The sequence below is a fragment of the Gaetbulibacter sp. S0825 genome, assembly GCF_011777505.1.
In the GTDB taxonomy this organism is placed as follows: domain Bacteria; phylum Bacteroidota; class Bacteroidia; order Flavobacteriales; family Flavobacteriaceae; genus Pontimicrobium.
Genome location: NZ_JAATJT010000002.1, coordinates 631,198 through 649,919 on the forward strand (window position 1 = coordinate 631,198; position 18,722 = coordinate 649,919).

An 18,722-nucleotide genomic window follows, 5' to 3' on the forward strand; every position below is an offset into this window, starting at 1 on the left:
ATATTACAACCTATGTGTCTACCCAAGTATTTAACAAACAAAAAGCGCAACTTTAAAAGATGCGCTTTTTGATGTAATTTGAGGCAATAGAATTATTCTCCGACTGTCGAATTTGACATTAGTGCGAAAAATTTATTAATGTTTGGTAATATCACTATACGAGTTCTTCTGTTTTTTGCTCTGTTCTCTTTAGTATCGTTGTCAACTAATGGTTGGTAACTGCTACGTCCAGATGCAATTAGCTTTTCAGGAGCAACATTATATTGGTCTTGAAGTTTTCTAACTACCGATGTTGCACGTAATACGCTTAAATCCCAGTTGTCGCTAACTTTCGCATTATTAATACTTCTAGCATCTGTATGCCCTTCAACCATAACATCGATGCTTGGTTCAGAGTTTATAACGTCTGCTAATTTTTGTAAAATGGCATCAGCTTTATTACTCACTCTATAACTTGCTGTATTAAATAATAATTTATCAGAAATTGAAATCATTACTACAGTTTCGTCAATGCTAATGGCAATATCCTCATCTTCATTAAGATTAGAAGTGTCTAATGTTTTAGTCAAATTGTGAGAAACAGCAAGATTCATAGAATCTTTTAATGTATTTGCCTGACTTAAAAGAGCAGGGTCAACATTTTTTAAAGTTTCACGCATTTTTATTTTAGTATCGTTAGAAATTACTGCAACATTTTCAATAGTTTCTAATTTTGCATCATTCTCAATACTTAATTCTGTATTTAATTCCGATAAAGAATTGATCTTTTTATTGTATTGATCTACACGAACTTGAATGGCATTAAACTTAGTTTCTAAATCTTCTTTAGCAACTCTAGTTTTAGTAAGCTCACTTTTAATTTGTCCGTTTTCAGTCTCTAATGCAACATACTTTTTCTTAGATACACAAGAGGTAAGAATCAATCCGCTTAATAATAGAATTGAGATTTTTTTCATAATGTTAGTTTTATGGATTAAATTGTTTACGAGTATTTACGGTTATAATCCATAATTGGATTTTTTAAAAGCGCTTTTTTATTAAAAAAATAAAAATGAGTTGAAAACAAGGCAAGTTTTTTGTATCTTAAATGTCCAATTTGTCTCAAAACCCACCATGTGCAATTTGTAGTTATTAACTAACAAAAATCATATTTTTCAATAATAAATGTGATTAATTTTATTGGATAATTAAATTAAAGCATATGAAAGTATTTGATGATAAGCACATCAAAAACGTAGTTTTTGTTGGCGCGCACAATAGTGGTAAAACAACCCTTTCTGAGACCATGCTTTTTGAGGCTGGTCTTATTAAAAGAAGAGGTACTGTTGAAGACAAAAACACCATATCGGATTACCATGAGATAGAGCACCAACGCGGTGCTTCAGTTTTTGCAACACCTTTGCATACAGAATGGCGGAATTACAAAATAAACATTATAGACACTCCAGGATTGGATGATTTTATTGGAGAAATCATTTCGTCTATTCGTGTTGCAGATACTGTTGTTACTGTTATTAATGGCAGGCAAGGGGTTGAAGTTGGTACAGAAATTATTTGGAATTATATAGACAAATATCATAGACCAACGTTATTTGTGGTGAATCAAATTGATCACCCTGACACAAATTTTGAAGACAGCTTTAAAAGCATTAAAAGTTTAGTTGGTAATAATGCTGTCATGATGCAATATCCTATTAAAATTGATGGTGCACAATGCATTATTGACGTGTTAAAAATGCGTTGCTATAAGTTTAAACCAGATGGAGGGAAGCCAGAAAAATTGGATATTCCAGAAGATCAATTAGACAAAGCCAATAAGCTACATAATGAGTTAGTTGAAAAAGCGGCTGAAAATGATGAAAACTTACTAGAACTTTATTTTGACAAAGGTACGCTTAATGAAGATGAAATGAGACAAGGGATTAAAGCTGGAATGCTTAACCATGAAGTATTTCCTGTATTCTGTGTTTCTGCACTTAACGATATGGGAACAGGAAGACTAATGGGATTTATTGATAATGTGGCGCCAGCTGCTGCCGATTTAAAACCAGTGCAAAGTAGAGAAGGTATAACTGTAGAAGCTAAAACAGATGCTGACACAGTTTTATTTGTTTTTAAGACATTATATCAGCCAAATTTAGGACAGATAAGCTTCTTTAAAGTAAAATCTGGTGAGGTAAATATCAATGATAAATTTACAAATTCACATACTGACGAGACTGAAACCATTAACCAGCTTTTTATTATGGATGGTAAGAATAGGGAATCGGTTTCCAAGCTTTCAGTTGGTGATATCGGCGCAACACTAAAGCTAAAGCATACTGGAACTAATGATACGTTATACAGTGGTAATACACCAATAAGTATGAAATTTATACAGTATCCAGAGCCTCGTATTACTAAAGTAGTGGAAGCGGTTAACAAAAAAGATGATGAAAAATTAAATGAGGCTTTAAAACGCATACATAGCCAAGATCCAACAGTGGTTATTTCATATTCAAAAGAATCTAAAGAACAATTATTAGGTTGTCAAGGGGAACTTCATTTAGCAACCATTAAATGGGCATTAGAAAATATCTATGGTGTTGAAGCAACATTTAAAAAACCAAAAATTCAATATAGAGAAACCATACAGCGTTCTTCAACAGCAAATTACAGACACAAAAAACAATCTGGAGGATCAGGGCAATTTGCACAAGTACACATGAAAATTGAACCTTGGCACGACAATATGCCAGAGCCAGAAGGATTTAATATAAGAGGTAAGGAAGAAGTTAATTTGCCTTGGGGAGGGAAATTGATATTCTACAACTGCATTGTTGGAGGTGTTATTGACCAACGTTATTTACCATCGGTTATGAAAGGTGTATTAGAAGTTATGGAGTCTGGACCGCTAACAGGATCATTTATACGTGATGTACGCGTTATGGTATATGATGGAAAAATGCACTCGGTAGATTCTAATGATATCTCTTTTAAAATAGCAGGAGCACATGCCTTTAAGGAAGCATTTTTAAATGCCAATCCAAAGCTCTTAGAGCCAACAAACGAACTTACTGTAAAAGTTCCAGAAGAAATGACTGGAAGCGTTATGACAGATTTGCAATCAAGACGATCTGTGATTCAAGGGTTTGAAAATTTAGATAATTATCAAATACTAAAATGCCAAATTCCAGCAGCCGAATTGTTTGGGTATTCAACCGATTTACGCTCACTAACCCAAGGTAGAGCAACCTTTAGCTCTAAATTCGTATCATACCAGCCAGTACCAACAAATGTTCAAAAAGAATTAGTAAAAGAAGAAGTTTAACACATAATAAAACAAAACATATGCAAGCGAAAGTATCTTACTTAAGTGACCTCAAGTTCAATTTAGAAACTTGGAAAAGAGAATTACGTTTTCATTTTAATGAAATGGATACGTTTGAAGAAAAGTTAGAAGAAATTGCCAGTAGAGAGTTTGGAAAGCAAGCAACTATTCCTCTGGAGAATTTTCAAAACAAAATAATGATTGAAAAAAATGCCATTTCAAAATTAATGCACAGAATTAGAAATAAAATGGCTAATATTAACAATGCAGATTTTAATGAAAATATAGATGGTCGTTTACAAAACGAACAACATACATTAAAAGAAGACATGCGTACATATATTAGAATGCATTACGATTTAAAAGAAGACATGATGGATTATTTCCGTGAATGGCTCTAAAAATTTAATTAACCAACCAACCGAAAAGGTCATGTTTTTTTTATAGAACGTGGCCTTTTTCTTTGCTATTTAATAACTTAGTTTGTTTTAAGACAATTTTAAGGTAACTATGCGATGTTTTTTATAACTTGTTGCTATGAAGTTATTTAACAAGTTTTTAGTTTTATGTTTTTTACCAATAATTGGTCATGCTCAATACACCCAAAATGATTGGAAAGAAAGAGATACTTGGATGCCTATTGAAACACTATTTGAATTAGCCAATATTAAGGAAGGCAGTCAAGTTGCTGACATTGGTTGTCATGAAGGCTATTTAAGCATTCATTTGGCAAATAATGTTGGAGCTAACGGGAGAGTCTATGCTGTTGATGTTAGGGAAGACCGCTTGGATCGTCTTAAAGAACACCTAGAATCTCGAAATTTGAATAATGTAGCAGTTATTGTTGGAGATTATGATAATCCTAAATTGCCCAATGAAACTTTGGATGTAGTATTTATTGTTGATACATACCATGAAATGACCGATTATAAAGTCATCTTAAATCATGTGTATAAAGCGTTAAAACCTAATGGAAAACTTGTAATACTCGAAAAATTAAAAAGCAGAGTAAAAAATGCTACAAGACGAGAACAAACCAATGCACATACCTTAGGGCCAAAATATGTAAAGCAAGAAATGAAAGATGCAAATTTTTCAATTGTAAAACAAATTAACGATTTAGGACATTGGCAAAATGATGAAGATAAAATAATGTGGTTATTGGTAGCTAAAAAATCCAATTGAGTTTTGTCATTTAACGACTAGATTCCAATTTTTTTTTGAAAACAAATGTTTCTGGGATATTTTAGATAAACCCAATAAATAAAATCAATTCATCTATTAAATATTACAGTTCGGTTATCTACAATTTACCTGTATTGCAATCTTAAATATATTTGTGTCATAAAATATAATATTTAGTTTTGATCAATGAAAAATAGTAGGCATAAGACCAGTAAAGGAAAGCAAATATTCAGAATCATATTATTTGTTAGTACATTCATTTCCTTATGGTTTGTGCCTTGGATATTAGTAAAGGCATGGATAGTGCCATTGCCAAATACTGTTCAGGAGCAAGTAGATCAAACTTTAAGTTATGGTTTTGACGGAGTTATTGTATATGTAGATGAAGCTGGAAAACCACCAGCGTTTTATGCAGCAGGTTATCATAACCGAGAACTTAAAATACCAGCCAATCCTAATGCATTGTTCAAAATTGCAAGTATTAGTAAGCTATATGTTGCAGTTGCTATCACTAAATTGGCTAATGACAATCGTTTGTCTTTAAATAAAACAGTAGCTGATTACTTTCCAGAACTAGTAGGAAGAATAGAAAATGTAGATAAAATCACTTTGCGAATGATGGTGCAACACAGAAGTGGCATTCCTAATTTCACAGACAATCCTGATTTTTGGAAAAACCAAGCAAACACGAATATAGATGTGCTTCAATATGCACTTGATTTACCAGCAGACTTTGAGCCAAACAAAGATTATGGCTATTCAAATACAAATTATTTATTGCTTTCAAGAATCATTGAGCAAGTAACAGGAGGAGGTCGTCAAGACTATTTTAAGAAGGAAATTTTAATACCACTTGGGCTGAAGAATACTTTTGGTTCTCTTGATGAAGTAAAAAATCCAGACGACATTATGAGTGGTTATTATGTAGGAATAGAAGACGATTTCAAGACTGAGGATCAAGGTATGTTAGCTACCGCAGAAGATGTTGGTAAATTCTTAAGAGCATTAAATGATGGTTCATTGCTTAATGAAAATGAAATGAAACTCTATAGTTCACTTTATGAGTTTAATCATGGAGGATTGGTACCAGGTTATCAATGTATGGCAGAATATCATAAAGATATTGATGCAGTCGTCATTCAATTTATGAATACAACCGATTTTGAAGGCTACCAATGGAATTTGTTAGAAATAACACATACTCGAGTTGTTAAAATCTTGCGTAAAGCCAAGAATCTTTAAACCAATGATAGCATTTGTACTATAATGGTCAGCGTTATGTTACTTTGCTTTGGTAAAAGCAATAGTTTCATTTGCAAATTTTTCTTCTAAAAAGTTTTCTTCTCTAAGGCTTCTTATATAAAGTTAATGGAACACTTTTTATGCGACAAGCCTGTACTGAGCGAAGTCGAAGTATAGGAGGGAAGAATAATGTGTGTGGAATGGAATTGCTACAATTTATTCTCTTCCAAATATTTTTTTAAACTGTTTCGGTAGCTGTTACCAACAGGGATTTGGTGTGTGTTAACCAAAACGGATTTACTATTATACTGTATAACTTTGTTAATAGGTATTACAAACGATTTATGAATTCTAATAAAGCCAAAAGAGCTTAATTTTTCTTCAATAGATTTTAAGGTTTTTAAAGCTAGATAATAATTTTTACCGCAAACAATTTTGGCGTAATCTTTCATGCCTTCTATATAATCAATATCTTCAACTACTACCTTAATAAATTCATCACCTTCTTTAATAAAAAAAGTGGCGTTTTCGTCTTGTTTTGTACTTAATGAGGATGTAGTGACACTGGACTTAAATCGCTCGATTGTTTTAGAAAAACGTTCAAAAGAAACTGGTTTAAGCAGATAATCAATAACATTTAGTTCAAAACTCTCAATAGCATATTCCGAAAATGATGTGACCATGACAAACTGCGTTTTATCTTGAGCCAACTTAACCAGTTCAGTTCCAGAAATCTGTGGCATTGCAATATCTGTAAATACAAGGTCTATTTTTTCAGTATGTAGAAATTTGAAAGCTTCAACTGAATTGGTGAAGGTTTTAACGATTTCAAATTCAGGAAAACTTTTTAAATAATGTATAAGCACATCAATTGCCAAGGGCTCATCATCAACTAATATCGTCTTATACTTTTGCATTAACTTAGATTTATATTTAATTCTGCCAAATACACATTGTCTTTATTCTGAGTCACTAAGTCATGTTTCTTTGGATAGGACAATTGTAAGCGTTTTTTTAAGTTGTTTAATCCTTTTCCTTCTCTATCTATAGTATTAAAATGTTGCTGTTTTTGTATACTGTTTTCTACTTTAAATATCAATAAATTATTGCTAACGTTAACATTAATATTAATAAAAGCATCAGCATCATTAGTGTAAAATCCATGCTTAAAAGCATTTTCTACGAGTGGAATGAGTAGTAATGGTTCTATGTTATAATCTTCTGGATGTCCATCTATTTCTAAATTAATGTTGGCGTCATTCCCAAATCTTATTTTTTCAACTGAAATATAAGTTTCAATAAAATTTAATTCTTGAGTTAACTTCACTTTGCTTTGAATTGAGTCATCCGTTAAATAACGCATCATATTTGACAATTTCAAAATTGTGTCAGGTGTCTTAGGATGATTTTGTAACGATAAACTGTATAGAGAGTTAAACGCATTAAATAAAAAATGCGGATTGAATTGTTGTCGTAAGAGCTTACTTTCAGCCTCCTTAAGAGCTTTTTTTGTGCTAAAAAAACGTTCGTTCTTTAAAAATTTAGCATTGTCTAAAGTCCATAGAAAAAAGAACAGAACAGCACCAAATCCTATATATTGAAATAAAGTGATTAATACATTCACTCCATTCGGTACTACAGATGTATACTTCTTGTTAATTGCAACAACTGTAAGTAAGAAAACACATAATAACAACCAAATGATTTTGCTGCCAACTAATGTTTTCTTTACATAGCACTTATAGTAAAAAAAGTAAGTTAAGGTAGTTACCAACAAGATTTCGAAAATATCACGCGAATAAAAATCTTTACTTAAGAAAGTGTCTAAATCATATTCATATCCTCCAAACATAAAAACACCAATGAGTGTAGCAAAATAGAGAATGTGAAATACGATCTTAAATGTTTTTGTTGTCATATTTCAAAAGTAATACAAATACATTTTTAGTTGTCCGATAGAACTAATTGTTTGTCGATTTTGAACCTAGGTTTGTCTATTTCATTTTTGCAAGATACTGTAAAAGATAACTTTTGTATCATCAAATATCAAAAACGATGATTCATACCAACATAATTGACGTACAAAATTTAAGCTTTGCTTACTCTAAATCATCTAAAATTATACTTGATGATATTTCCATGAAAGTACCCAAAGGTGCTATTTATGGCTTTTTAGGTGCCAATGGTGCTGGTAAATCAACTACCATGCAGTTGCTAACTGGCAGTATTTTTGGAAATAGTGGTACTATTCATCTTTTTGAAAAACCTTTAGAACCACAATTACCATCGGTTTTTAATAAGATAGGTTGTTTAATTGATTCTCCTTCATTGTATTATCATTTAAGTGGATATGATAATTTGCATTATATAGCTACGCTTAAAAAAACGACAACAGACAATATAACGGAAGTTTTAGACTTGGTAGGTTTATCTGAAAGTGCACATCAAAAAGTAAAGGAGTACTCTTTAGGGATGAAACAACGTTTGGCAGTTAGTATGGCATTACTGGGAAATCCTGAACTATTACTTTTAGATGAACCTATTAATGGCCTTGATCCGCAAGGAGTTATAGATATAAGAAATCTGCTAATTAAGCTTAATAAAGAACGAGGAATAACCATTTTTATATCGAGTCATTTATTAGATGAAATTGAAAAAATCTGTACTCATATTGGTATACTCAATAAAGGCAAATTAGTGTTTGATGATACGATTGATGTATTGAAACAAAAATCGGGAAGATCGCAAAAAGTAATGATTACACTAAAAGATGCCAAACAATATGTTAATCCATTAAAAGATAGCTGTAACAATATCTACTTAAAAGGAAGCACACTTTCTATAGAAGTTGATACAAAAGAGGCTATCGATAGCATTTTGCTTAAACTCATTGAACTTGGCGCTCACATTGTAGAGGTAAAAACAAATGAAGATTTGGAAGACCTATTCTTAAACCTATCAAAATAAGATAACCATGTTTACAAATTTTAAAATAGCTTTTATTGCAGAACATTTAAAGAAAAAGAACACCTTAATTTATACTCTGGGATTGTTCTTTGGTATACTATCACCAATTATTCTTTTTATATCCAGGTTAAACGGAAGCACACGGTTTATTCCTAAGGAACCTCATAATATGTACATCAACTATATTCAAAATGCTTTAGAACTGTTTGCATATTATATATTGCCGTTCCTTATTATATTAGCAGCTAGCAGAATAACACAATTAGACCACAAAAACCAAGGCTGGAACCTTATGGAAAGCCTTCCTGTAAGAAAGTTTAACCTTTATTTTTCTAAATTCTTAATCCTGTTAATTACCAATACAATTGCCATTGTAAGCTTTGTGTTGCTTAGTGTATGCTTGGTGTTTATACTTATTTGGTTAGGTAAAATACCAGAAATGGGCTTAACAGGCATTCCGATTTTATTTTGTGTTAATTTAATTATCAGGTTGCTAGTTGCCAGTTTGTTTCTTTCTGCTTTGCAGTATGTGATATCTGTTTTAATGTCCAATTTTTTAGGACCGATTTTTATCGGAATTTTAGGATTTGCCCTAAATACATACTTTAATGAGAGCAATATTTTTTTAAGCTGGTTTCCATATACACCAATAGCCATGGCACATAACTTTCCGAGTGGGAGTGAAGTTGGGAATATATTGACTTATATAGATTATATGAGCTTAGTTGCAAGCATCATAATCTTATATATTGGCTTTTATTGGTTCAAAACAAAACGCTTTGCAGCACTATTTTCTATAAAAAACAATATGTTGTTTAAGACCTTGAGTGCACTAATAATATTTGGAGCTTTGTTTATGTTTGTTCAAAAAACAAACCAGTTTTCATCACATAACAGAACAGTAATTCAAGGGAAAATAATAGGAAATGTTACAGTTGAAAACGTAGGATTTATCAATCGAACCTCAAGAGATACACTTTTTATTCCTGTTGAAAACAATGGTTTTAAAATCGTTATTAGCGATAGTTTACCGTCAACAAATTATAGATTAGTCTTTGATAAAAAATATAAAACCGACGTGTTTATTGGAGCTAATGACAGCATTGAAGTTGATATAGCTATCAAAAACAATACACATTCAGCAACTATTAAAGGGACACGAATTCCAGAAAATCAGTTTTTAGGAAAAAATCATATCACCAATTCTGACTACTATTTGCAAAAGATGATTGAGGATTCGGCATACTACAAGCTTCCTGAAACTTTTGTAAGTAAGCTAGAAACCAATTATAGTAATAGCATCAAGGCCATAGATGATTTTAGAACCATAGATAACTATAAAGCAAAAGAGGATTTTATACTACAGCACAAAAAGCAATTGGTTAAAAAACACAGAGCGTATTTAAACGATTACAGAGCTGCTGCGTTGGAGAAATATCATGACTTAAAAATAGAATTACCAGAGCGTTTACAGGAATTAAAAGAACCAAAAATTACTATAGCCGAAGCTTTAGAAGATCTTAATGAGTTCGAGAGCATTTTAGATAGCAAATCATCCTATAGCAGACTTACGGACTATGATTATAAGAATGCTATAAAAAAGCTCAAAGAGAAGTTGTCTAATTCAGATAAACAAACCATAACTACCATTGTGTTTGCTAACGAAATGGCAAAAATTATGGCGGAAATAGGAGATAGGCATTCTTCTGTACAAGACCGAGAATTTAATAGTAAGGAATATAAAAACTATAATTTGCGCTTACCGTTTGGCATTGCTCCTTACGATGGAAAGTTTTTGGCTCTACATAACACGCCTAATACTTATAATTACAAGCATTTATTTAAAGATTATCCTTATATAAAAAGCATCAATGGTAGGTCTATAGACATGTATGTTAACCAGTATAAAGCTAAGAAAGCACCAATAGCTTCAAAGCTCGCTTGGGGAACAGCAGCTATTCAGAATTTTGCATCTTTTCAGTTTCATAATAATGAAAAACCAACAGATAGTGTTAGGGTAACCTTTACAAACGGAAAAAGTGATGTTGAGAAAAATATTCAACCGATAAAGGAAAAAGTTGGCTTTACATCAAAGTCGCAAATTGATAATTACTATGCTGGTCGATTTATGAAAAACAAGGAATTTGGTCAACTTATCAAGGTTATAGACCATAATATTGGATACATTAATATTCCTAGTATGCTTCATTATGAGCCTACACAAGAATTAGAAACCTTTATAAAGACTACGCTTAATGATTTTTCTCATAACACCAAAGCTTTAATTATCGATGTTCGTAATAATCCTGGAGGTGGGCGAGAAATTTTACAAACGTTTGCCGACTATATTGTACCAGCTAAAGTCTCGCCTTGGGTAGCCAATGTCGCTTATTTACGAACTGATGAAAGGATTAATGCAGATGAGCCTTCGATGAGTGGACGTTTTTTATATTCATATGACTCAGAAGAATGGTCTAATGAAGACAGAAAAGCTATAGATGCATTTAATTCAATGTTTAAAACTGAAAAAGAGTTTGAAGCATCAAAGTTTAGTCATCCATTTTATATGGTCTTACGTAATGGTAAAACCTCATATACAAAGCCAGTTTATATATTGGCCAATGAAAAAAGTTTTAGTGCGGCAACCGTATTTACAAGTGCCTTTAAAGGATTACCAAATGTTAAAACTGTGGGTGTCACAACCGATGGCTCTAGCGGAAACTCTAAAAGATTCAATCTAAAAAATTCTAATATCAGAGTAAAAGTTTCTACTATGTTATCGTTTCAACGCAATGGAAAAACCTTGGATGGAAATGGAACTGAACCAGATATTTACATTCCTATAGATTTAGAACAGATCTTTACAGGAAAAGATACACAATTAGAAAAATTGGTTAAGATTATTAATAATAGTAGGATTTGACTAATAATATAAGCATTAGGTTAAAACCATAATTTTAATTTATCATGTTTGTACTATAATGTACCGCGTTATGTAACTTGAGCTTTGGTTAAAAGCGAAAGTTTATTACATCATTTTATTTATTTTTTTCTTCTATAGATTTCCTCTGCGATGTTAATGGAACACTCTTTTTACGAAGCGACGATAGGAGAGTAGTGGAATGTGTGTGGAATGGATTTATTACTTCTCATTTTTTTTTAATTACGGTATTCACTAAATAAATAATTACTGAAAATACTTACCTTGTAAGTATTTAAAAGATTATCTATTTAGTCGCTTAATTTACTTAATAAACATGCAAGAATTACCTATTTCGGATAGAATTATGTCCATTTTACTGAATGATTATTCTAACCCATTTTCAGAAAGCTTTAATTTAAAAAAAATAGCAGAAGAATTTGGTGAAGAAGTAACAGATAAAGAGGAGGAAATTTTAAAATTTATAGCAATATGTAATCAATATAATGTTCAAGTTAAAAAGAATATTATTGATGCTTTTACTCGATTAAATCTAACAAAAATTGAAACAATAGACTTCTTGCATAGAGCTATTAATAAGCATTTTATAGAAATTAAACCTAAAGTTTTATCTCAATATATTGACGAAAATGACGATTCTAGTATTGGGAATATTGAATTTTCAAAATTCAAACAAGAAAATGGAAGTGAAATAAATGTTCAACAAATTATAGAGATAGGAGGAGATATTCTCAGTTTCTTAATTTCTTTAGTAAATGAATGGAAGTTTTCTAAAACTTTATTTTCTCCATCTATTAATCTAGATGATGAAGAACTTTGGAAATATTTTACATACATATGGTATAATACAAATATCTTATTAAACATTAAATCGTCATATGAGGTTTTAATTTTTGAAAATGGTGATATTGAATCAAATCCAAATTTTGATGAATTTAAAATTACTACTAACCTTAAATGGATTAAACTACTAACGCAAACAGCAGATATTAGAACACACAGTAATCTAAGTGAAACTTCATATTATTTAAGTGGTTTTTACAAAGAAGTATATAAAGAAAAGCTTGGAGCTGAATCTTTAATTGTTGAAAATGGTTTTTTGAATATTACTAAAGGTGTCGTAAAAGAGACTGGAATAAAATTATTTGCTGATGCAAATATATTTGTACGATTTTATCATTTTGAAAGAGAAAAAATAAAGCACTTTAACAATCTAACTTTAATGGATATAAATGAAGTCCTAATTTTAATAGTAGGCTTTATAAATTTAATATCTGAAAAATTAAGCAAAACAGGAAATGGTTTATTATCTATTTATGATACTCCTTCTAGAATTAATAAAAAAGAATTAATTAAATTTTTGATTGAATGCACGGATTATGAAAGAAAAACTTTAGAAAGAATAGTTTCTGCAATTTCTTCTTCTGCAAAAAAACCTTATTTATGGAGAAAACCCTTTTATGAAATTGATAATAACTTATATTTTTGTTTAGCTACATTAAATGCTCCAAATTATTCGTTATTAGTAGAAGAATTGATTTATGATGCTGGTTATTCAACTAATGATAGCGAAAATTTACTTAAAACACTTATAGAAAAAGAGTTATCTACAGAAAGAATTAAATATTCTTTTAGCCAAATTGATTTAAACAAAATTATAAGTGATTCAATTGACCTATCTAATAATTTGCTTTATGAATTAAATGATTATTATATTCTAATAGAACCGATATGCTACAACCATCCAATAGAACCAAAGGAAATCGATGATGTAGTAAAAATAATTGGTAATAGGACTTATGATGTAGCTGATAAAGTAACATTTCTTGATTCTAAGTTAAATGACAAAGGAATAATTCCACTAATTGTATCAAATCATAATGCTCTTAGTTCTCTCCATATTAATAATATATCAGTTTTTGATTTTCAATTATTCAAAAATTATTTTTTTACAGGGGAATTTAGAAACGTTCAAGTAGCATTCAAAAAAGATAAAAAGATAGAAAAAGAAATATCTAAAATTGAATATTATAAAGACGAAAAAGAATTTAATAATAATTTCATTAATTTCTTATCGTCTCCAATACCAATTGTATCTATTTTTCAAAAAATGGTATGGAAAGAGATACAAGTCACACCTGATGACATTAATATAAAAATAACTGTAGATACCATTGACCAAATTGAGAATAGTGATGATATATATAACAGATTAAAAGTCCTAGATAATGCTCTAAATAACAAATTTTATTACGATCATGATAAAAGAAAAAATGAGCTTTATGATAACTCTATCTCATATTCATTAAGTAATATTCTTTTGTCCATAGCTTATGGAGATTACGAATTATCAAAATCAAAAATCGAATTATATAGAATTATTAAAAAAGCAAAACTCGAAGGTTTTAGTCATATGATTTATGCTTTAACCAATGCGTTTTCAAACGTCTCCTATACAAAAGTTAAGAAGGATAAATCATTCAAATTTGTCGATTTTGAGTTTGATGAAATTTTCCCATTATTAGACAAAATATTTAAAGGAAGGCATAATGAAATTCGATTATTTGATTTTAAAATAGACGAAAATCTTTTTACCAAAACTGAAGAAAAAAAACTTATATCATCAGCATTGAGTGTTTTATCTGTTCTTGGTCCAAAAAGTTTAGAGGATGGAGATTTTGAAAGTATGTTTATGCAATTAGCTATTATCAAGGCTTTTAAGGAAAAATATGGATTAGATAATGAATTCTTTGCAGTATGCAATAATATGGTAGATTCATTAAACTTCAATGGTAAATTTCAACGAGCAAGAAACTTTAGTGAAGAAGTTTTAGTAATCTCTAAAGAAGAGAAAAAACATCATTATGGGTGGGGAATTTTATTTAAATGCTTTACTTATCAAAAGAATAATTTTGAGGCAGTAATATATGGAGCATTATATTTTACTTCTCTTATAAGGTTTACTGATTTCAAATATTCAGTTATTACGGAATCATTATATAATGCATTAAAATTCTTTAGGGAGTTTCATTTGCCTAATATGATGGACTCAGTGAACGAGATATTAAATCAAATTAAACTAAATAAATATGACGAACAAAAGTTTAAGCTTAGTTACTATTTGGGAAGATTTCCAGCTTTAAATGATAAACCTGATACTATTGATGAGTCATTAAATTATTTAAAAAATAATTTAACTCAAATTATTTCTTTTGAAGAAACAGGTATTTTGCCTTGGTTAAATTATTTATATAATTTAAAAAGATATAAAGACGTTGGAGTTAAAGAGTTTGATAAGCCAATTGAAGTTTTTATACAAAACCTTGAAAATGAATTAAAGACCGAAAGTTATAAATCAATTAAGCAAAGACACTTTGGAAATTTATTAGACAATAAGAAAAATATAATAAACTTACTTAATGGTGTTTTTGAAACAAATTCATCAAATGATTTTGAATATGAAATAAAACATTTAGAACTACCTGTTAAATTATTGCTCACAGAAGCAATAAAACAAAATGATATTGAAAGTATTCTACTTTCAGGTATAGTTCTTAATGACAACACCTTGACTTATGATGAAAAATATTTTGAATCAAATACTATCGCAAGAGCAACTATAGAAGTTAACGATGATACTAAACAAAGATTAAAAAACTATTATGAGTATATTTCTAAGAATTTAAAACTTCTTGATAATCAGGTTTTCGTATGGGTTTTCTATCATAGTGAAGTATTTTACTCAATTATCATAACGAGTGAAAATGAAGTAACTTTTAAAGAGATTCCCAATTGGGATTTTAGTAAAATGAGAGCTTGGATTAAGCAAAAAGAAGATTTCTTTTTTGATTCAAAAAAATATTTTGATCTTGGTGAACAAGAAGATGCTTATCAAAAAAGTTTAGAAACCCTTTCTTTTTGTGATTTAGATATTGAAGTCGATTATGATGAAATATTGTTTTCAAGTAGTATTGATTTAACCCAATTTCCATCTAACTTAATAATTAATAAAAAAGACTTCATAAGTTCTAAAGTCCCATTGACTAATGTTATATCAGCTGAATGGCTTATTAAAAATGGAAATGAATTTTATTTACAGAAAGATTTCTCCTCAACTGCTTGGATACCAATTGAAGATGGCGATATTCCAATAAATTCTAGTTTTAATAAACTAAAACCCATTTTAGATAGTAATGGTACTAAAATAATTGAGTCAAGAAACCTTAGCAAATATATTGATACAGATATAAATATTTTTCTTGCACATGGAGAAATTGGATTTAATAATTTCAAGGCAATATATACTAATCATAGTTCTGAAAGTGCAATTTTAAATGTAGGTGCTTTATTTGGAAAAGGAGAAATTGCTATTCTATTCATTTGTAATTCAGGCTTAACAAACGAAGATATTTTTGCCAATAGTGTAACTTCTTTATGTTATGATATTTTAAAACTTGGTTACAAAGCAGTTATAGCACCATTCTGGAGATTAGAAATATCTATTCCATCATATTGGCTAGAAGTGTTTTTTAATGAATTTAAAAAAGGCTGTAAACTTTCTACTGCTGTTCATTTAGCAAATGCGGAATTAGCTATATATAAGGATGATATATCGAATGCATTTTTTGTTCCTGAAGGAAGATTAGCAATGCATTTATATGGTAATCCAAACTTAAAAATAAAAACATAATCATGATGCCAATCGACCTCATAAAATTTTGGCAAAACAATAGGCAAGTGGAGCGTATATATTTTAGGGATTTAGTAATATAGTTTCTTAATTGTTTCAATTAAACAAAGGATTTCAAAGCAATCTTAATTAGTTACAATGTTTCCTAAAATATAGCGTAACGAGCCGTAATTGTTTCCAAAAGTTTATGCAGTCTTGATTTTTTTGTTTCTTTTTTTATCAAGAAAAAAAGATTTAATAAAACCTTGAACAATTCAGAATGCCCAAATTCTATTTTACATAATATTAATAGTTATAAATAAAAAGGCTCAAAAAATAGCGAGAATAGAATAAGTGCTTAGAATTTTATTTTTTTAAAATTTAAGCTCTTATGGCAAGTTGACGAGAATCGCGTAGAAAAAAATATTGTGCACAATTATTCAAATACGCTAAAATTTCAATAACAGCAAAAAGGTTAGCTTTTATTTTGGCGCTGGCAAGCGGCTGGAAATTGAGATATAAATAAATTGCAATAAGCAATTTGATTTTATAAAAACAATCGAGCGTTTGGCAGCGGCTATTTTACATAACGTCAAATTATAGTACAGAATGTTTTATAAACTCTGCGAAGCAAACCGCTTATAAGTTTAATTGCCCCAAGTTCTGTAGTTTCTTTAATAGACAAATGTTTCTGGGGTATTTTACATAGTATAGAATTATAGCTATCAAATGGATAAACCACTCTTATTAACAAAACAATACATTTGTACTATAATTTATATTATGTCAAATAGATAATTAAGAGACTCTACTCTGATATTTAAGATATGTATAATAAAACATTAAAACTGATTCAACCATCTATTAGTATTGGTGTTTATTAATAACATTAGTATCAGTAACCTTTAGCTAAACTTCTTTAGATTTTGATAATTAAAATGGGTAGCATTTATTGCTACCCATTAGTTTTCAATTGAATTAGAATGCTCTTACTGGTTTTGTAAAGTATATGTTACCATCTTTCCCGCTACCACCGATAACACCTGTCGTTAGGTTTACAAGTCTGGCAGCAGTAGAATTAATTTCGGTAGAACTCCAATGAAATTGGTAGGTTACCTGCCCTCCATTTGCAGTAATAGCAGCATTAACAACATTTATATTTGCGAACATTTCACTTAATTCACCTTCACTAGGTACAAACCAATCGTCATATCCATTTAAACTTAAATTAGAAACTACTTCGAATATGCTACCTGTTGTTGCGCACCCAGAGTTAACAATAGCAGATGTGTTTGATATTCCAGTACCTATTGCAGAACCTGTAGCACCTGTATTAGTTCCTGAACAGCCCCATGTTCCAGAATAAAACTGACTGCTTACCGCAACTACCAAACCATGGTTATTGTTTGTAGGGTCTACCCAAAATACAACTCCTCCATCTCTAAAATCTCCAATACTAGCAGGTTCTGCTATATCATTAAGATTAATTGTTACAGTTGCAGGATTTATTGCATCATCAACAGTTACAGTTGCTATTATTGTTGGGTTTGTTTCAAAATCGAATAAAGCTGCGTCAGCAACGGTTAACTCCCCAGTGGTTTCATCTACATTTATAGCTCCTGGTATTGGTTCTGATATTAAAACAAAATCTATTGCTGGACCTCCAGTAGTTTGAACTGTACCTAATGATTGCCCATTTGTTGGATTTTCATCTATAGTTACTGTAAAATCTTGCATTGTAATTTCATCTACATTATCAAGTTCTATTTCAACAAGGCCTAAATTTATTGCATCATCAACAGTAATGTTAGCAATAAAAAGATCACTTGTTTCATAATCAAACAAAGTTGCATTAGCTACCGTTAATTCTCCTGTAGTTGCATTTATACTTAAAGCTCCTGCTGGTGTTTGTGATACTATACTAAAATTAGATGCTACACCTCCAGTGGCTTGTATTGTACCTATCGATTGCCCATTTGTCGGGTTTTCATCGATTATAGTTTCAAAATCCAGTATAGTAACCTCACTTGAATTATTAATAGTAATTGTTACAGTAGCTGTATTTACAGCCTCAGTAGCAGATACCGTTGCTGTAATTATAGGATTTGTTTCAAAATCGAATAATGACCCATCTGCTACGGTCAATTCGCCAGTGGCAGCATCTATACTCATAGCGCCAGATGGTGTTTGTGTTGTTATACTATAAGTTAATGAGTTGTTGCTATCGCTTTGAACTGTACCAATGACTTCCCCATCAGTTGGGTTTTCATTAATAGTAACTTCTAAATCCTGAAGATTTATCTTGACATCTTCATCGTCCTTATTGCAGCTAAAAATTGTTAGCATGAAAATTAGTGTTAATAAACTGGTTAATTTGAGTGCTTTTTTCATCTTGTTTTAATTTAATT

Annotated in this window: 11 protein-coding genes; 7 read left to right on the forward strand and 4 right to left on the reverse strand. The window is 30.3% G+C overall.

Features of this window, described 5'->3' with window-relative positions; translation table 11 throughout:
- Nucleotides 1-92: 92 nt before the first annotated feature.
- On the reverse strand, nucleotides 93-956 hold the full coding sequence (locus tag HB672_RS10595; RefSeq protein ID WP_167612153.1) for an OmpA family protein: 864 nt from the start codon (nucleotides 954-956) through the stop codon (nucleotides 93-95).
- A gap of 245 nt (nucleotides 957-1,201) precedes the next feature.
- Between HB672_RS10595 and HB672_RS10600 the strand changes: the two genes are divergently transcribed.
- The 4 genes from HB672_RS10600 (at nucleotide 1,202) to HB672_RS10615 (ending at nucleotide 5,737) form a co-directional block, all read left to right on the forward strand.
- Nucleotides 1,202-3,310: an elongation factor G gene (locus HB672_RS10600; RefSeq protein ID WP_167612156.1), complete on the forward strand. Its 2,109-nt coding sequence runs from the start codon at nucleotides 1,202-1,204 to the stop codon at nucleotides 3,308-3,310.
- Nucleotides 3,311-3,330: 20 nt separating this feature from the next.
- Nucleotides 3,331-3,711: a hypothetical protein gene (locus tag HB672_RS10605; protein WP_167612159.1), complete on the forward strand. Its 381-nt coding sequence runs from the start codon at nucleotides 3,331-3,333 to the stop codon at nucleotides 3,709-3,711.
- Between the two features lie 136 nt (nucleotides 3,712-3,847).
- A complete protein-coding gene (locus HB672_RS10610) occupies nucleotides 3,848-4,495 on the forward strand; it encodes a methyltransferase domain-containing protein (RefSeq protein WP_167612162.1) in 648 nt (215 codons plus the stop codon).
- 186 nt (nucleotides 4,496-4,681) lie between these two features.
- Nucleotides 4,682-5,737 carry a serine hydrolase domain-containing protein gene (locus tag HB672_RS10615; RefSeq protein ID WP_167612165.1) on the forward strand — a complete coding sequence of 352 codons (1,056 nt, stop codon included), beginning with the start codon at nucleotides 4,682-4,684 and terminating at the stop codon, nucleotides 5,735-5,737.
- Between the two features lie 209 nt (nucleotides 5,738-5,946).
- On the opposite strand, the gene HB672_RS10620 is transcribed toward HB672_RS10615, so the two are convergent.
- Both HB672_RS10620 and HB672_RS10625 read right to left on the reverse strand, forming a co-directional pair.
- Nucleotides 5,947-6,654: a LytTR family DNA-binding domain-containing protein gene (locus HB672_RS10620; RefSeq protein ID WP_167612168.1), complete on the reverse strand. Its 708-nt coding sequence runs from the start codon at nucleotides 6,652-6,654 to the stop codon at nucleotides 5,947-5,949.
- Nucleotides 6,654-7,655 carry a histidine kinase gene (locus tag HB672_RS10625; protein WP_167612171.1) on the reverse strand — a complete coding sequence of 334 codons (1,002 nt, stop codon included), beginning with the start codon at nucleotides 7,653-7,655 and terminating at the stop codon, nucleotides 6,654-6,656. The genes HB672_RS10620 and HB672_RS10625 overlap by 1 nt, the downstream gene beginning before the upstream one ends.
- Before the next feature lie 137 nt (nucleotides 7,656-7,792).
- Between HB672_RS10625 and HB672_RS10630 the strand changes: the two genes are divergently transcribed.
- The 3 genes from HB672_RS10630 to HB672_RS10640 all read left to right on the forward strand — a co-directional run bounded on the left by HB672_RS10630 (nucleotide 7,793) and on the right by HB672_RS10640 (nucleotide 16,335).
- Nucleotides 7,793-8,704, forward strand: a complete 912-nt coding sequence (locus HB672_RS10630; RefSeq protein WP_167612174.1) for an ABC transporter ATP-binding protein — start codon at nucleotides 7,793-7,795, stop codon at nucleotides 8,702-8,704.
- 7 nt (nucleotides 8,705-8,711) lie between these two features.
- Nucleotides 8,712-11,627 carry a S41 family peptidase gene (locus tag HB672_RS10635; protein ID WP_167612176.1) on the forward strand — a complete coding sequence of 972 codons (2,916 nt, stop codon included), beginning with the start codon at nucleotides 8,712-8,714 and terminating at the stop codon, nucleotides 11,625-11,627.
- 334 nt (nucleotides 11,628-11,961) lie between these two features.
- The gene (locus HB672_RS10640; RefSeq protein ID WP_167612179.1) at nucleotides 11,962-16,335 is read left to right on the forward strand and encodes a hypothetical protein; all 4,374 of its coding nucleotides are present in this window, start codon (nucleotides 11,962-11,964) and stop codon (nucleotides 16,333-16,335) included.
- 957 nt (nucleotides 16,336-17,292) lie between these two features.
- Here HB672_RS10640 and HB672_RS10645 read toward each other — a convergent pair.
- A complete protein-coding gene (locus HB672_RS10645; RefSeq protein ID WP_167612182.1) occupies nucleotides 17,293-18,705 on the reverse strand; it encodes a cadherin repeat domain-containing protein in 1,413 nt (470 codons plus the stop codon).
- Nucleotides 18,706-18,722 lie beyond the last annotated feature (17 nt).

Excerpts from the sequence above, each read along its gene's own strand:
- HB672_RS10595 (WP_167612153.1), bottom strand. The coding sequence starts at position 956 with ATGAAAAAAATCTCAATTCTATTATTAAGCGGATTGATTCTTACCTCT.
- HB672_RS10600 (WP_167612156.1), top strand. The coding sequence starts at position 1,202 with ATGAAAGTATTTGATGATAAGCACATCAAAAACGTAGTTTTTGTTGGC.
- HB672_RS10605 (WP_167612159.1), top strand. The coding sequence starts at position 3,331 with ATGCAAGCGAAAGTATCTTACTTAAGTGACCTCAAGTTCAATTTAGAA.
- HB672_RS10610 (WP_167612162.1), top strand. The coding sequence starts at position 3,848 with ATGAAGTTATTTAACAAGTTTTTAGTTTTATGTTTTTTACCAATAATT.
- HB672_RS10615 (WP_167612165.1), top strand. The coding sequence starts at position 4,682 with ATGAAAAATAGTAGGCATAAGACCAGTAAAGGAAAGCAAATATTCAGA.
- HB672_RS10620 (WP_167612168.1), bottom strand. The coding sequence starts at position 6,654 with ATGCAAAAGTATAAGACGATATTAGTTGATGATGAGCCCTTGGCAATT.
- HB672_RS10625 (WP_167612171.1), bottom strand. The coding sequence starts at position 7,655 with ATGACAACAAAAACATTTAAGATCGTATTTCACATTCTCTATTTTGCT.
- HB672_RS10630 (WP_167612174.1), top strand. The coding sequence starts at position 7,793 with ATGATTCATACCAACATAATTGACGTACAAAATTTAAGCTTTGCTTAC.
- HB672_RS10635 (WP_167612176.1), top strand. The coding sequence starts at position 8,712 with ATGTTTACAAATTTTAAAATAGCTTTTATTGCAGAACATTTAAAGAAA.
- HB672_RS10640 (WP_167612179.1), top strand. The coding sequence starts at position 11,962 with ATGCAAGAATTACCTATTTCGGATAGAATTATGTCCATTTTACTGAAT.
- HB672_RS10645 (WP_167612182.1), bottom strand. The coding sequence starts at position 18,705 with ATGAAAAAAGCACTCAAATTAACCAGTTTATTAACACTAATTTTCATG.